Source organism: Pseudalkalibacillus berkeleyi (assembly GCF_021608225.1).
GTDB classification, from domain to species: Bacteria; Bacillota; Bacilli; order Bacillales; family Fictibacillaceae; genus Pseudalkalibacillus; species Pseudalkalibacillus berkeleyi.
Window position 1 is genome coordinate 750,349 of the sequence record NZ_JAKIJS010000001.1, and the last position, 16,258, is coordinate 766,606.

18 protein-coding genes are annotated in these 16,258 nt (G+C 37.1%); 16 read left to right on the forward strand and 2 right to left on the reverse strand.

The genetic code is table 11. The features are described 5' to 3' along the window. A complete protein-coding gene (glf, locus tag L2716_RS03990; protein ID WP_236332002.1) occupies positions 1–1,131 on the forward strand; it encodes a UDP-galactopyranose mutase in 1,131 nt (376 codons plus the stop codon). A 96-nt stretch (positions 1,132–1,227) separates the two neighbouring features. Here glf and L2716_RS03995 read toward each other — a convergent pair whose 3' ends face one another. Further along, positions 1,228–2,178, reverse strand: a complete 951-nt coding sequence (locus L2716_RS03995; RefSeq protein ID WP_236332004.1) for an NAD-dependent epimerase/dehydratase family protein — start codon at positions 2,176–2,178, stop codon at positions 1,228–1,230. A gap of 132 nt (positions 2,179–2,310) precedes the next feature. Here L2716_RS03995 and galE point away from each other — a divergent pair, with 132 nt between their 5' ends. Genes galE through L2716_RS04010 form a run of 3 tightly spaced genes read left to right on the forward strand, consistent with a single transcriptional unit; the run spans position 2,311 to position 4,756 of the window. Beyond that, entirely contained in the window at positions 2,311–3,291 is a 981-nt protein-coding gene (gene galE / locus L2716_RS04000; protein WP_236332005.1) for a UDP-glucose 4-epimerase GalE, read from the forward strand. A 26-nt stretch (positions 3,292–3,317) separates the two neighbouring features. Next, positions 3,318–4,037 carry a glycosyltransferase family 2 protein gene (locus L2716_RS04005; RefSeq protein ID WP_236332007.1) on the forward strand — a complete coding sequence of 240 codons (720 nt, stop codon included), beginning with the start codon at positions 3,318–3,320 and terminating at the stop codon, positions 4,035–4,037. Beyond that, positions 4,034–4,756 (forward strand): glycosyltransferase, encoded by a 723-nt coding sequence (locus L2716_RS04010; RefSeq protein ID WP_236332009.1) that lies wholly within the window; start codon positions 4,034–4,036, stop codon positions 4,754–4,756. The genes L2716_RS04005 and L2716_RS04010 overlap by 4 nt, the downstream gene beginning before the upstream one ends. 59 nt (positions 4,757–4,815) lie before the next feature. Here the strand turns inward: L2716_RS04010 and L2716_RS04015 are convergent, their stop codons facing one another. Next, complete coding sequence (locus L2716_RS04015) at positions 4,816–5,058, reverse strand: hypothetical protein (RefSeq protein WP_236332011.1); 243 nt, start codon at positions 5,056–5,058, stop codon at positions 4,816–4,818. Between the two features lie 256 nt (positions 5,059–5,314). On the opposite strand from L2716_RS04015, the gene L2716_RS04020 reads away from it, so the two are divergent. The 12 genes from L2716_RS04020 (at position 5,315) to sat (ending at position 16,254) form a co-directional block, all read left to right on the forward strand. Beyond that, positions 5,315–5,518: a hypothetical protein gene (locus L2716_RS04020; RefSeq protein WP_236332013.1), complete on the forward strand. Its 204-nt coding sequence runs from the start codon at positions 5,315–5,317 to the stop codon at positions 5,516–5,518. Between the two features lie 57 nt (positions 5,519–5,575). Beyond that, positions 5,576–6,502, forward strand: coding sequence for a glycosyltransferase (locus L2716_RS04025; protein WP_236332015.1), 927 nt, complete (start codon positions 5,576–5,578; stop codon positions 6,500–6,502). Positions 6,503–6,513: 11 nt separating this feature from the next. Then, positions 6,514–7,278 carry a glycosyltransferase gene (locus tag L2716_RS04030; RefSeq protein WP_236332018.1) on the forward strand — a complete coding sequence of 255 codons (765 nt, stop codon included), beginning with the start codon at positions 6,514–6,516 and terminating at the stop codon, positions 7,276–7,278. Between the two features lie 81 nt (positions 7,279–7,359). Next, positions 7,360–8,136: a sulfotransferase domain-containing protein gene (locus tag L2716_RS04035; protein WP_236332019.1), complete on the forward strand. Its 777-nt coding sequence runs from the start codon at positions 7,360–7,362 to the stop codon at positions 8,134–8,136. Positions 8,137–8,278: 142 nt separating this feature from the next. Beyond that, a complete protein-coding gene (gene wecB / locus L2716_RS04040; protein ID WP_236332021.1) occupies positions 8,279–9,361 on the forward strand; it encodes a non-hydrolyzing UDP-N-acetylglucosamine 2-epimerase in 1,083 nt (360 codons plus the stop codon). A 3-nt stretch (positions 9,362–9,364) separates the two neighbouring features. Then, entirely contained in the window at positions 9,365–10,348 is a 984-nt protein-coding gene (locus tag L2716_RS04045) for a polysaccharide biosynthesis protein (RefSeq protein ID WP_236332023.1), read from the forward strand. Continuing rightward, complete coding sequence (locus tag L2716_RS04050; protein WP_236332025.1) at positions 10,348–11,184, forward strand: dTDP-4-dehydrorhamnose reductase family protein; 837 nt, start codon at positions 10,348–10,350, stop codon at positions 11,182–11,184. The genes L2716_RS04045 and L2716_RS04050 overlap by 1 nt, the downstream gene beginning before the upstream one ends. Further along, positions 11,171–12,073: an NAD-dependent epimerase/dehydratase family protein gene (locus tag L2716_RS04055; RefSeq protein WP_236332027.1), complete on the forward strand. Its 903-nt coding sequence runs from the start codon at positions 11,171–11,173 to the stop codon at positions 12,071–12,073. The genes L2716_RS04050 and L2716_RS04055 overlap by 14 nt, the downstream gene beginning before the upstream one ends. 45 nt (positions 12,074–12,118) lie before the next feature. Continuing rightward, entirely contained in the window at positions 12,119–12,868 is a 750-nt protein-coding gene (locus tag L2716_RS04060; protein ID WP_236332029.1) for a glycosyltransferase, read from the forward strand. Further along, positions 12,858–14,054 (forward strand): glycosyltransferase family 2 protein, encoded by a 1,197-nt coding sequence (locus L2716_RS04065; RefSeq protein ID WP_236332031.1) that lies wholly within the window; start codon positions 12,858–12,860, stop codon positions 14,052–14,054. Before L2716_RS04060 ends, L2716_RS04065 begins: the two co-directional genes overlap by 11 nt. Positions 14,055–14,123: 69 nt before the next feature. Beyond that, positions 14,124–15,107, forward strand: a complete 984-nt coding sequence (locus tag L2716_RS04070) for a glycosyltransferase family 4 protein (protein ID WP_236332033.1) — start codon at positions 14,124–14,126, stop codon at positions 15,105–15,107. 4 nt (positions 15,108–15,111) lie between these two features. Next, the gene (sat, locus tag L2716_RS04075; RefSeq protein WP_236332035.1) at positions 15,112–16,254 is read left to right on the forward strand and encodes a sulfate adenylyltransferase; all 1,143 of its coding nucleotides are present in this window, start codon (positions 15,112–15,114) and stop codon (positions 16,252–16,254) included. The last annotated feature ends 4 nt before the right edge of the window (positions 16,255–16,258 follow it).

Below are 16,258 nucleotides of genomic sequence, written 5' to 3' on the forward strand. Positions count from 1 at the left end.
TTGAAATTCGATTGGTTAATTATTGGTGCTGGATTTTCTGGTTGTGTGCTTGCTGAACAAATTGCGAATCGTATGAATCAGAAAGTTTTAATTATAGAAAAAAGGGATCATATTGGTGGAAATGCGTATGACTGTTATGATCCCCATGGCATCCTCGTCCATCAGTATGGTCCACATCTTTTCCATACAAATTCCAAAAAAGTTTGGCATTATTTAACTCAATTTACTGATTGGACATGTTATCAACATCACGTGTTAGCTGTCATTGATGGAAAGACAGTCCCGGTTCCATTCAATTTAAATGCACTACGTTCATTGTTCCCTATCAAATATGCCGATCGATTAGAAGAGAAGCTTACCAAACAATATGGGTTTGGGAAGAAAGTTCCTATTCTAGAATTGATGGATGTAGCGGATGAGGAAATGAAGGAACTAGCGGAGTATATATACAAAAATGTCTTCTACGGATACACAGTTAAGCAATGGGGAATGAAGCCTGATGAACTTGACCGTTCTGTCATGGCAAGAGTCCCTATTCACATCAGTAGAGACAATCGTTATTTTCAAGATCAGTATCAAGGCGTCCCTATGCTTGGTTATAAGTCAATGTTTAATAATATGATATCCCATCCAAACATTAAAGTATTACTGAAAACAGATTACGATGAGGTTAAGGAATACTTTCATTCTACTAATATGATATACACAGGTCCGATTGACGCGTTTTTTGACTATAAATTTGGCAAACTCCCCTATCGTAGTTTGAACTTTACAGCACGCCACCTACATAATTGCACATCTTACCAACCAGTTGCGCAAGTGAATTACCCAAATAATTATGAGTTCACAAGAATTACAGAATACAAAAAAATAACGGGTCAAAACGTGCCTGGAACAACAATTATGCACGAAGAAGCTTGTTCCTATACCCCAGGGGTGAACGTTCCATACTATCCGATTCCACGAAAAGAAAACAATGATTTGTATACGAAATATAAAATGGAAGCAAAGAAATTAAAGGAAAATGTACTATTCGTCGGGAGATTGGCAGAATACAAATACTACAATATGGATCAAGTAGTCGCTAGAGCTTTACATGTGTTTGAAAATGAAATAGCCAAACAAAAATAAAGAAGCTGGACTCAAGCGTGATAATTATCTTCTGAGTTCAGCTTAATTTGAAGGTTACATGTATGAAACTAACCTGATGGTAAGTAGCAAGTAATTTTATAGATCATTTCGATATTCAGATATCATACGTTTTAATCCCTCTATTAAACTAATCTTAGGCTGCCAACCTAAAAGTTCCTTCGCTTTTGTAATGTCAGGGCATCGTTTTTGGGGATCATCGACGGGCAGATCTTTATAAACAATTGTGCTCGAAGAATGGGTCAAAGACTTCACCAATTCAGCTACCTCGGTGATTGTGTATTCTTGTGGATGACCGATATTGAAAATCTCTCCATTTGCTATTTCATTCGTCATCATTTTCTTAAGTCCAGCAATCGTATCTTCTACGTAACAGAACGTCCGAGTTTGTTTGCCATCTCCATATACTGTTATATCCTCGCCTTTCAAAGCTTGCATGACGAAATTGGACATGACACGTCCGTCTTTCTTCCATAGACCTGCAGAATAAGAGTTGAAGATACGAGCGACTGTTACCTTCGTATTATAAAGCGAATGATATAAGTAGCAGTAAACTTCTCCAAGTCTTTTCGACTCATCATAACAGGCACGCGGTCCCCAGGTGTTGACATTGCCATTATAGCTTTCTTCCTGTGGATGTTGATTAGGGTTGCCATAAATCTCACTCGTACTTGAATATAGGAGCTTTGCATCATTAATCTTTGCTAGTTCCAACATATATTTTGTTCCCAATGTGTTTACTGTAATGGTTTCAAATGGAGCAGCTTGATACCATTTTGGTGATGCCGGTGAAGCGAGATGGTAAATCATTTTAATCGGTTGTAATGAAGGATGATTGATTACGGAATCATCCGTAACATCGTACTCAATATAATGAAAATTTCGATAAGCTGACAACTTGATGATATTCTCAGCTCTACCTGTATATCCGTTATCAATTCCGGTGACTTTATGACCGCTTTCCAAAAGGTTCTCTGCAAGCGTGTTGCCAATAAAACCCGCTACACCCGTGATTAAGATATTACTCAATATATCCCCACTTCCTTCAATCGTCGACATATTCATAAAAAATCATGATGGATAATAATCTATTGATAAGTTATGAAATATGAAGAGGTTATGATTGGGCATTTATTTTGTTGCTGGAAGAAGGTGTGATAGATGATTTTGGTTACTGGTGGCGCTGGTTACATTGGAAGTCATATGGTGAAACTGCTTTTGAAACACAAATTTAAAGTAGTCGTACTGGATGATTTATCAACAGGAAATCGTAAAGCTGTGCCAGATGACGTACCTTTTATAATGGGTGATCTAAAGCATGCTTCTCAGGTTAAACAAGTTTTTCAAGAGTACCCCATATCAGCTGTCATGCATTTCGCGGCTAAATGTTATGTTGGAGAGTCTGTAGAACAACCGAGTAAGTATTACAACAACAACCTTTTGGGATTAATCAATTTATTGGATGTAATGGTTGAATCAAATGTATATAAGGTGATCTTCTCTTCTTCATGTGCAGTATACGGTGTTCCTGCTCAACACTTCATAAAAGAAGATACTACACAACGCCCTATCTCCGCATATGGAAGAACGAAATTGTTCTGTGAGGAAATTATCAAAGATTACAGCATAGCATACGGATTGAACTATATATTTCTAAGATACTTTAACGTGGCTGGTGCAGATACCGATGGGGAGCTGGGAGAAGACCATCAACCTGAAACGCATTTGATCCCGAATATTTTGAAACACCTCCAAGGTCAAACTCAACAATTCAATATATATGGAGTAGACTACCCTACGCCGGATGGGACGTGTATTAGAGATTATATTCATGTAACAGACCTTGTAAATGGACATTTAACCGCCTTATCTATGCTCCTCAATGATAAGGTGAAAAATGATGAATTTAATTTAGGAAGGGGAGCGGGTTATTCCATTAAAGAAATTCTCCATACATGTGAACAAATCACGAATAAACAGGCAAATATCCATATAGATAAAAGGAGACCTGGAGATCCTGCAAAGCTGATCGCAAATGCTTACAAAGCAGAAAATGTATTGAAATGGAAAGCTTCTCTTGATCTTGAGGATATGATACGTACTGCATGGAAGTGGTTCACAACTCATCCCAATGGTTATTAAGACTAGAGGGGCAGGGAGGTTGTTCAGTGATTTCAATCATTACTTGTACGATGAGAGATTCTTGTATGGATAACGTTTTTCAAAACTATACTCGCCAGAACTATAAGCAAAAGGAATTGATAATAGTCCTTACAAAGAAAGATATGGATGTAAAGATGTGGAGACAAGAAGCAAGTAAATACGATGGAGTGAAAGTGTTTCACATTATAGATTCGTGGTCTCTTGGAAAGTGCCTTAACTTTGCTGTGCAACAAGCAAGATACAATTGGATCGCCAATCTTGAAGACGACGACTATTATGCCACTCATTATTTAACTTCATCCCTTAGAGAAATTTCAAGGACTAAAGCAGATGTCATCGGAAAGACATCTGTTTACTTATATATGCCAGTAAAGAAGGTGTTAACAATTTTCAACTCTAACAATGAACACCAATATGTAAATGATCAAAAAAGGGTAGGGGCGCAATATTTACAAGGGGGGACACTCTTTTTCAGGCGCGATATCAATCATAGCGTTCCGTTCCGTGATCAAATCGTGGAATTGGATCGCTTATTTTGTTCTGATTGTTTACATGAAGGATATAAGGTGTATTCTGCAGGTAAGGAAAATTTCGTTTATATTCGAAACGACACTGGCACAACACACACATGGAAAGTACCAAATGACTTGATACTCAATGTCAGTAAGGTGGTTGCCTACACTGATGACTTCATCCCTTATATAGAAAAGAGGGATGTTGAATGATTAGTGTCATTACTTGTACGAATCGGAATACCTTTCGAAATAACATTATAGAAAATTACACCCGCCAAAAGTGGAAAGACAAAGAACTGATTATCATCCTTAACAATGATTCTTTAAATATTAAAGAGTGGGAAGCACATTTTGAATATGAGAATCATGTGACTATTAAACAAATGAAGGAAAGTTATACATTAGGAGAATGTTTGAATAGTGGTATACAACTAGCACAACATGATTACATTGCAAAAATGGATGATGATGATTATTATTCACGAGAATACTTGAATGGTAGCTATGAAGCATTAATGAAAAGTAAAGCGAAGGTAGTCGGTAAGACCTCAATATATATGTACTTTGAAGAGGATCAATCGCTTCAACTATTTAACCCCTATAAGTTTGCACCTATGAAAATTCAACACTCAGAAAGTATGTATAATCCTAAAGTATTAATGGGGGGCACCCTATTGTTCGAAAAGAAAGTCAATGATATTGTACCTTTTCAATCTTCAAGTCTAGGGGAAGATGCTAAATTTTGTGAGGATTGCATTGATAAGAAAATCACGATCTATTCGGGAAAGAAAGACCATTATGTTTATATTCGCCGATTGCAAAATGAGCATACATGGAATATCCAAAATGAGCAGCTTAGAAGATTTTGTTCTCTTATCACTAGAACTGATGATTTTCAAACTTACTTATCTACACAAACAAATGAATAATATAAAGGGGTCGACTCATAATGAGAGTCGACCTCTTTATTAAAGGAATATGAGTTGTGTTACACGAGACGGATCGCTTCTACTTTACGACAGTCTACGATGAAAGGATAGTCTCCATCTAAGAAAGTTGCACAGCAAGTAGCATTATCGATGCAAGCAAAAATCAGATTAGGAAATTCATTTCCATCAATGATCAAATCTACTACTTCCCCTGAACGAAGTTTTTTAAGTTGATCACAAACACATCCGTCGCACTTTGAAGCTCCAGCTACGTCATTACAGCCTTTATCAAATAAACTCATGATTATTCCTCCTTTGTTGTTAAAGTGTGTATGCACCCCAAAAATGCATAATAGAAAGGGTTACTATACTATATTGAAAAGGATGTCCTTTGGAATGGGTTAAGACCTATGAAAATAGAAAATGGTTGTCAGCCTGTCCGCCATAAACCATTTTTTAACAATTCTGATGTTTGTCCATACTACCTCCCACCTTTTTACATATATATAAGGGAGCATTCAATAACGGTGCTGAATCTTTTGATAAAGGAGTGGAAATATGGCTAGTACAAAACTTGTTTGGTTACGTATGCACATGGGAATGACGCTTACTGAAGTCGTTGTAGAAGCATCCGATATGATCTTCACAAATGTGGAAATTATTGAGGCTGGTAATGACTGGACAGTAATCCGTCAGAGCGGATCTGGTGGGTTAGGTGACGTTTGGATCCCGACTCAAAATATCGCGTGTATCATCATGTAATTGTAATGAGACTCTATTAGAGTCTCATTCTTTATCCATAATTGAGGTGAATAAGGTTTGAAAGAAACCCTTAATATCCTTTTTATTACAAAACCGATGCAATATCATATTGAAAAAAGTACCTATTATCTTGGAAAAGAGCTTGAAAAGCATTGTAAGCTTATATATTGGTATGAAGATGGAAATCTCCCGGATATTATCAATCAATTGGCCTCTCAACCTGACTTCATTCTATTCAATGACCAGAAGCCTGATTATTGTCCGTGGATCAGAAACATCAACCAAGTCAAGATACCGAAAGGAACGCTCGTACATGATTTGCAGTACCGAATCCCTCGAAGAAAGAAAATGTACAAAAAGGATCAGATTGAGCACTTATTTGTCCAATATCGAGATGCATTCTTAAATTGGTATCCCGAGTTCAAGGATCAAATGATCTGGTTCCCACACCATGTACCTGAAGATATTTTTAAAGATTACAAGTTTCCCAAAAATATCGACATGCTGATGTTCGGAAGCCTCATTCCTCACTTATATCCTTTACGAGTAAGAATATACAATCAATTCATTAAACACCCCTCATTCAAATATTACGACCATCCAGGGTACAAGACCCTACCTCAAGGGCATCATTTTATTACAGGACAACAGTATGCGATGACATTGAATAAATCAAAGCTCTTCTTTACATGTGATTCCATTTATAAATTCCCAGTCCTGAAATATTATGAAGCACTAGCTTGTCGTACGCTATTACTTGCATCTGGGTCCAAGGAACTCGAAGACCTAGGGTTTAAAGATGGTGAAACCTTTATAAGCGTGGATGAATACGACTTCCAAAAGAAAGCGATGTACTACTTACAAAATGAAAGGGAAAGGAACCGTATTACCATGAACGGAATGAAACTGATTCAACAACGGCATACGACAAAGATTCGAGTACAGCAACTGCTATCTTATATCAGACAAATATTGAACCGTTAAAGGAAGGGATTATGATGTGGAGGAAGAGTCCAAAAGTCTCCATTGTTATACCATTTTATAACTGCATGTATATCGATCGAGCGATTGAAAGTGCACTTGCTCAAACCTACCCGAATTGTGAAATCATTGTTGTAGATGATGGATCAACCATGTACGTGGATCGGATAACTCCCTATAAGAAGAAAATAAAATATATCCGAAAAGTGAATGGTGGAACTGCTACCGCCTTGAATAAGGGAATCCAGCTGGCTGAGGGAGAATACTTTTCTTGGCTTAGTTCTGATGACTTGTATCATCCACAAAAAGTTGAAAAGCAATTACAATACATGATTGATCATCAAGCGTTTATCAGCTATGGAAATTATTATTTGATGAATGAATATGATCAAATTACAAGTAATCCCACAGGAGTTGGAGCTCTTGACAAGCGACATTTCTTAAGATTAATGAGGTCGGGCTGCATAATTAATGGATGTACAATTATGGCTAAGATAGAAATCCTGAAAAAGGCGGGATTATTTGATGAAACCCTACCTTTTACACACGACTATGATCTTTGGTTGAGACTGTCTCCTGCCTATGACTTTCTTTTTTTTGACCAACCATTAGTAAACTATCGTATACATGGAAACATGGGCTCCCAGAAATATAAAGGAGCTATTGCAGTAGAGGTTCAAATGGTGAAACGTAAACACCGAGATACGATCAGCAGAATGATTAACAGCCTTGCACCAGTTAGAAGATCCAGGTATCTCAGAAATCAAAATCGTCAATAAGTTGTCCAATCAACTCGTTTTTGGAGAAATATAATTGAAAATGATGTAATGATTAATAAACATAAGAAAGGAAGAAGTTCGTTGGGACAATCAAATAAAGGTTTGTATCCATTTGTGCTGAATTCCATTCCAAAGAGTGGAACGCATTTGCTCAAACAAATATTAATGGGGATTCCAGGTATGCAGCACTATCCTGATAAAGGCATGTTTGGGCACTATCACTTCCAAACACCTAAACACTTTGAATGGGTGAGAACCCTTAGTGAAAACGAATTTGTGAATGGTCATTTGTTCTACTCCTCTGAATGGGAAGATTTTTTCAAAAAATTGAATATGAAGCAAATATTCGTCCTCCGAGATCCGAGAGATGTCATTGTCTCTTATGCTTATTTCATACCCACTCTGAAAATACACCCACTTTATACAACCTTTACTCAAGATGGATTTACTCATAAGGATAGACTTAAGTTTCTTATTGAAGGTGGAGACCCGATCAGCCAAACCAAATATGTACAACCGGATGTTCATGAATGGTTTACAAGTTTTTCGAAATGGATGGATAAGGAAAATGTATTTACAGTTAGATTTGAGGAATTGAATGGCTCACAGATATTAAGGTTTCAAGTGCTTCATAGAATGGTGAAATTTCTATGGGGTGAAGATCCCGTACCATTTACGAGGCCAATAATGGTAGGGAAAATGATACAAAACATCAATACTGCAACCTCTCCAACTTTTCGAAAAGGTGGGAGTGGGGGCTGGAAGCATGAATTAGATGATGAATTGAAGGGACTCTTTAAAGAAAAAGCTGGTCAATTATTGATTTCCCTCGGTTATGAAAAGGATACGAATTGGTAATAGCGGCACACGGACAAGTGCCGCTTTTTATTTTTTTATAAGATTAACTGGGAGCCTGTCTATGCGTTCATACAACCATTACATAGTATAGAAATAAATGGAATAAATGTTAGAACGGGTCCATAAATGGAAGGAGCATAGTATGAAAATTGTTACCATTCTAGGAACGAGACCAGAAATTATCCGGCTAAGTCTTATTTTGAATAAGCTTGACCAATGGGCTGACCAACATGTAATCGTCCATACCGGCCAAAATTTTGTTTATAACTTGAGTGAAATATTTTTCAAGGAACTTGAAATAAGAATGCCAGATTATATTTTGCAAACTGAACAAAGAACATTAGGTCAACAGCTTGGAACGATGTTTGAAAAGGTTGAAGAAATTCTTATTAAAGAGAAACCTGACAAAGTACTTGTCTTAGGTGACACAAACAGCGCGCTTAGTGCCATCCTATCAGAGAGGATGGGTATTCCTGTCATTCATATGGAGGCAGGAAACCGTTGCTTCGACTTATCTGTACCAGAGGAAAAGAATCGGAAGGTCATTGATGCAATTTCTACTTATAACCTTCCGTACACACCCAATAGTAAAGAGAACTTGATTCGTGAAGGTGTACCATCAAATAGGATCCTGTTATTCGGAAATCCAATATATGAAGTGTTGGCACATTTTCAAGATAAGATAGACAATAGCCACATTTTATCAAAACTCCAGCTCACCTCAGGAGAATATTTCCTCGTAACAGCTCACCGCGCTGAGAATGTTGATAACCCTAAACATTTGAATGAAATTTTTGAAGGGCTAAACTCGATTGCCCAAAAGTTTAACAAACCAATCATATGTAGTATTCATCCCAGGACGAAGAGTAGATTGGAAAAACAAATCAGTATTACACATCACCCGCTCGTTCGTTTCTTTGAACCTTTTGGATTTTTTGATTTTGTCAAACTAGAAAAGAACGCTTTTTGTGTATTAACAGATAGCGGTACTGTTCAAGAAGAGTGTTGTATTTTCCAAGTACCTACCGTAACCATTCGAAACAGTACAGAACGTCCAGAGACAGTGGATTGTGGTAGTAATGTGATTTCGGGGTTAAATCGTAAGCAGATCTTAGATGCAACGACTGTCATGGTGAATAGTGTAAATAACTGGGAGTGTCCAGCAGGTTATATCGAAAAGGAAGTTTCACAGAAAGTTGTACAATTTATATTAGGAGGTCGCTAACCATTGCGAAACAAAACGATATTAATTACAGGAGGAACAGGATCATGGGGGCATGAACTCGTTAAACAATTACTAGAAAAGAACCCCAAGGAGATTCGAATTTTCTCTCGGAATGAAGCAAGTCAAGTCCAGATGCAACATGAATTTGAATACAACCCTAAACTAACTTTCATAATCGGTGATATCAGAGAGTATCAGGGGATATGTAAAGCTACTGAAGGTGCCGATTATGTTTACCATCTTGCAGCATTAAAGCATGTCCCGATTTGTGAACATCAACCTTATGAAGCTTTGAAAACGAATGTATTAGGGACACAACATGTTATTGAGGCTGCTATACAAAATAATGTGGAAAAAGTGATTTATATATCAACAGACAAAGCTGCAAATCCTTCAAACTTTTATGGGATGACAAAAGCGATTGGTGAGAAATTGATTATTTATGCCAATGTACTTAGTCCATCAACGAAATTCGTTTGTGTGCGGGGTGGTAATGTACTTGGAACGAATGGGAGTGTTATCCATGTGTTTAAACGACAAATTGAACAGAAAGGTGAAATTGGTATTACAGATAAGCGGATGACCCGTTTCTTCTTAACGCTTCAAGATGCAATCAAATTATTGTTCAAAGCTACGAATGAAAGCCGGGGTGGAGAAATTTTCGTCATGAAAATGCCAACTTGTCGGATCATCGACCTCGCTGAAGTATTAATTGAAGCTTCAGGTAAAAAGAACATTAAAATTAACGAGGCAGGTATTAGACCGGGTGAAAAGCTGCATGAGATCCTATTATCTGAATATGAAAGCAACACAACCGTTTATTTTGATGAAGAATATTTTGTGATCCTTCCTACAATCGAACTGGAGAAACTGAAAGAATTTTATCAAAGTTATAAAAAAATCGATTTGCACAGTTATAGTTCACATGAATCATTGATGACTAAGCATGAGATTAAGGAAATGCTTAACAAAGGTGGATTCCTGTAATGAAAGTATTGATACTTGGTGGGAAAGGAATGCTTGGACATGTAATGGTACACTATTTTCAACAATTTCAAGAATATGATGTTCAATACACCCATCGTGACAAGAATGAATCCAACGGCATTTTCTTGGACGTCCTTGACTTTGATGATGTACGGTCACTAATCTCAACATACAAACCAGATTACCTCATTAATTGTGTTGGAATATTGAATGAACATGCTACGGAAAACCCACATGAAGCAATTAAAGTAAATACACTCCTACCACATATACTACGGTATGAATTATCTAAATTTGGTGGCAAGTTAGTTCACATTAGTACAGATTGTGTTTTTGAAGGAGATAAAGGGAAATATACCGAGTCTGATAAACCAGATGGAAAGAGTGTTTATGCCATGACTAAATCTCTTGGTGAGGTGATTGATGAGCCCCATTTGACGGTTCGGACTTCTATTATTGGCCCTGAGCTTAAAGAAGGGATCGGCCTCTATCATTGGTTTATGAAACAAACTGGAAAAGTAAATGGTTATGTCAATGTATTATGGAATGGTGTAACAACACTAGAACTTTCTAAAGTGGTCAAGTACCTTATTGAAAACAACGGGTCAGGACTGTTTCATTTGACGGCACCAGAACGTGTTTCGAAATATACGCTTCTCAAAAAGATTCAAAATGTCTTTGAGAAAGAAGATGTAACAGTGATTCCATATGAAGACGTCATATGTGACCGGACACTCGTAAACACCCGAGAAGATATTGAATACACAGTTTGTTCTTATGATGAGATGCTTAATGAGCTAAAACAATGGATCGTCGTTCCACATGAGAAGCGCTAATCCGAGAATTCTTATAACTGGAGCTACTGGCTTCACAGGCATGTATGCTTATCATTATGCATTAGAAAAGCATATGAATGTTACTTGCATTGGGAGGACCTTACAGCGTTTCCAACAAAATGATCACTTCGTACAATGCAATCTGACAAATTATTTGGAAATCGATCAATTGATTAAAGATATAAAGCCTGACTATGTGCTACATCTTGCGGGATTCAATGATGCAGCAAAGTCTTGGGAAAATCCGATGGAATGTATAGAGACCAATTTGCATGGCACGTTGCATTTGTTGGAATCAATTCGAAAATATGTACCCGAATGCAGGACACTCGTAATCGGTTCCGCACTTCAATTTTCCCCTCATAATGAAAAAGCACCCCATCCTTATAGCTTAAGTAAAACGCTTCAAATTCTTCTCACACAAAATTGGCAGGACCTCTTTTCAATGGATGTGATAGTAGCAAAGCCTTCAAACTTGATTGGACCAGGCCCTTCTAAAGGCATCTGCTCAATTGTTGCCGAGCAAATCGTAAAATCTGAGCAAGAAGGAAAGCCTGTAAAAATCACATTAAATAACAGTTTGGCTCAATGTGATTTTGTGGATGTAAGGGATGTAGTCAAAGCGTACTTTCTTCTCCTAGAATATCCATCCAGTTTCCGTTCTTTTGAGATTGGATCTGGTACGAGCCATACATTAGAAGAAGTGATAACCATTTACAAAACGATGACCCAACAACAGTTCTTAGTAAATATTAATGAAAGCTGTGAACAGACACCCGTTTGTATGGAATTAGGACCTATTCAAACGCTTGGGTGGGTGCCAGAGTTTACTCTACAATCGTCTTTAAAAGATATACTCACTTATTTTCGAACCTATGAAGCTTTGTAAAGTCAATTCTATGTAAAGATTAAATAAGGAAATGAGGAAAAGACGTTGGTAAACGATCGTCCCAAAATAAGTGTAGTCATCCCTTTTTATAATTGTCCATATATACATCTAGCCATTAGAAGTGTATTAAGACAAACTTATAGGAATTATGAAATCATCGTTGTTGATGACGGATCCACACTTAACCAAAATTTAATTAGTCCATATTTGAAACAAATCAAATACTACTACAAGGATAACGGTGGTACTGCAACAGCTCTGAATAAAGGGATTCAAGTTGCTTCTGGTGATTTGATCGCTTGGTTAAGTTCCGATGATATTTTCTTACGAAACAAACTTCACAGACAAGTGCAATACATGCAAGAGACTGGAGCAGATATGGTTTATACGAACTTTAGTTTAATTAATGAACGGAACAGGATTATTAGAGAGAATGTAGGTTTGGTTCTCGGAAACCGTAAGGATTTACTGAAAAGACTTCCAATTAGCTGTCCTATTAACGGAAGTTCTGTATTAGTCAAAAAAGAAATCTTCACAAATGTTGGTTTATTTGATCCTACCTTACGTTATACACAGGATTATGATATGTGGATTCGAATGGCTGCAAAGGCAAAAATCGAGATGTTAAATGAAACGTTATTGCATTATCGTCATCATGAAAATATGGGTTCAAAATTATATGTTGAAGAGCAATGGAAGGAAATTAAACAACTCCAAGACAAGTATAAAGGAATGTTAGCTAGATTGATACATTGTGAAGAACTTGGTTATGGAGGAGAATGTGATGAAATATGAAAAGGAAATCACTGTAATCATACCGACATATAACAAGTATCCTCAAAATCTCTTAACCCTTTACTCATTAACCCATCAAACATTTGACCTCACAAAAGTCGAAGTGATTATGGTCGATGATGGATCAACAGATGAAACAGAATCCATCACTAAACTCCATAACTTCCCTTTCGAATTCAATTATATGAAATGTAGAACTAATATTGGTAGACCCGCTGCCAGAAATAAAGGCTTGAAAATGGCTAAGGGCAAGGTCATCATCTTCTTGGATGCAGAAATTCTTGTAAGACCCGATTTCCTAACAATACACCATCAGTATCATGCTGAAACAACAAATCTCGTCGTGTCGGGTATCATGTTTCTAAAACGGTTATATTCTGTTTTATTTCCAGATTTCTCAGAGGAACAACTTGAAGAATGCATGAGACTTATGATACGTAATCGAACGCTCTATAAAAAATTAGAAAGCTTCAATACTCAGCCGCACATCTTGCCGCTTATAGAAAAATCTGATATTGAAAATGACTCTTTTCAAAAGCTTTCTTTGCCTTCTAAAGTAGAGGTGTTTTACAAAGAAATTATCGTGAAAAATTACGGTTATGGACTATCGAACTATCAAATTCCATGGCAATTATTTGGTACTGGTCACGTATCTGTTTCTAAAAAAGCACTTGATGAAGTGGGATTATTTGAAGTGTACCCAGGTTATGGATGGGATGATTGTGAAATGGGATATCGGTTATACAAGAACGGGGCTACTTATCTGACAGACAGAAGGTTAATTAGTTACCATCAGGAGCACCCAATAGCTCCGACGATTAAGAATGAATCCAAACAAAACTACTACCTCTTTCAAGAAAAGTATAAAGAAGTAGACCAGATGATCATTAGTTTGACATTTCTTCCAGTCCCATTCAATCTTCATCAAACTAATCAAATACTTGTCAATTATAAGCGCTTATGTAAAGAGCATCCTAAGAGCTTTCCAATAATGAAGAAGTATTTCCAGTCGATGCTAAGAAAAATTGGATTTTTGGCAAGCAAAAGTATGAACATCACTAACCTTAAACCAACTCCAACAAACATGACAGAACTCCATCAACTGGAACTGGAGAAAGAAAGACTTAAGGAATTAAATATATATATGACTTTTCTTCAATGTTTTAAACGACTGGAAAACTTATGAATGAAAGGAATCATCTAAATGAAAATAACGTTTGTTGCGATTACCCTTTGTAAGGGAGGGGCACAAAGAATGTTAGTTGAATTAGCGAATGGTCTATCAAGAAAAGGACATGATGTTTCTTTTCTAATGCCACCTAACGGCGTTATTGAGTACCCCGTAAATGTTAATGTGATTCGCACAGCAGGTCATATTATCAGAGCAACTGATATTCCGAAAAGCGATGTCATCGTCTCCAACTTCTATACTTTGACAAATACATGTCAAGAGGCAAGCTTATCAGGAAAAGGTACACACGTCCGAATAAGTCTTTGTTATGAACCGGTATTTTTACCTGATCATGAAGCTTCATTCAAAAGTTACCATGTAAGTAAAAATCTTGTAGTTCTTTCGGATTGGCAACAACAACTTGTTAAACTTAATCATGGAATTGAAGGAAAAATCGTTCCTGTAGGAGTGAGTAATCTATTCAAGAACTTAGGTATTAGGCGAAGTACTAAAAGAGTGCAAGTTAGTGGCATCTTACGTATACCAGAAGGAGGATATTCGTGGCACAGAGAACAAGAGTATTTAATTGAAGCTTTTACAGCCCTTAAGAGAAAATACCCGAGTGTTATCTTCAATATTATTACCCCACCGAGTGAATTGAGGTCTTCGGTCACACTTCGTAAAATTCATGCCAATCGATTATTCAATTCAATGACGCCCAACGATGATCAACAACTTAATCAATTTTTCAACAATACTGACATTTTTGTCAGTGCTTCAACATATGATACAGCTTCACTTCCGGGTCTTGAAGCGATGAAGTGTGGAGCTGCACTTGCAACCGTTTATTCCGGAGGGAATATGGATTATTGCAGACACGAAGAAAATTGCCTTCTATCGTATCGTCACGAAAATAGACTAATCCAACATGTATCTTCATTGATCGATAATCCAGGGTTACGAAATAAATTAGCGATCGCAGGAGAACAAGAAGCGATTAAATGGACATGGGCTAGAAGTGTCAACCATTTCGAAAATGCTTTAGAGACTTTTATTAAAAGGGGGTAGACGTATGGTAAGTATTCCACACGGAGGTTCTTTAATTAATCGTATAGATAAGCAAACAAAAGCAAATGACTTATCAAAATTTAAAAAAATAACTCTATCATCAGATGAGCTTGCTGATTTAGAAGCTATCGCTACAGGTGTTTACAGTCCATTAGTAGGTTTTTTGAATGAAGAGGACTATAAAAGTGTACTTCATTCAATGCGCTTATCTAGTGGATTAGTTTGGTCGATTCCTATCACTCTTTCGATTCCAAATGAACAAGTAGAACAGTTGCAGAGAGGGGAAACAGTCACACTCGTCTATGATGAGGTGATATACGGGTATATCATGATTGAAAGTATCTATGAAGTTGATTTGGAAGAAGAAGCGGAATTCATATATGGGACAACTAATAAGGATCACCCTGGTGTTGCTAAAATAATGATTCGTTCACCCTATTATGTCGGCGGAGAAGTCATGCTGATCCGTAAGAAATATAGTGAATTTCCGGACTATGTATACACACCAGGAGAAACAAGGGAACTTTTTGAACAAAAAGGATGGAAAACAATCGTAGGATTCCAAACGCGAAATCCAATTCATAGAGCTCATGAGTATATTCAAAAGGTTGCATTGGAACAGGTTGACGGTTTATTTCTACATCCGCTAGTAGGTGAAACAAAATCTGATGATATCCCAGCTGATATAAGGATGAAATGCTATGAAGTATTGTTGAAAAATTATTATCCTGCAGAACGCGTCCATCTTGGGGTCTTCAATAGTTCTATGAGGTATGCGGGTCCACGAGAAGCTGTCTTTCATGCACTTGTCAGAAAGAACTTTGGCTGTACTCATTTTATTGTAGGAAGGGACCATGCTGGAGTAGGAGATTATTATGGCACCTACGATGCTCAGCGTATTTTTGACTCTTTCACATTAATCGAACTTGGCATTACACCAATGCGGATGGAGCATAGCTTTTATTGTAAGAAATGTATGCAAATGGCGTCTTCGAAGACCTGTCCACATGATATAAAAGACCATATCCATCTATCTGGAACGAAAGTGCGAAACATGTTGAAAGAAGGAAAAGTACCACCGAGGGAATTCAGTCGTCCAGAAGTGATCGGTATACTGGTGGAATTATATAACAAGCCAAAGGAATGACATA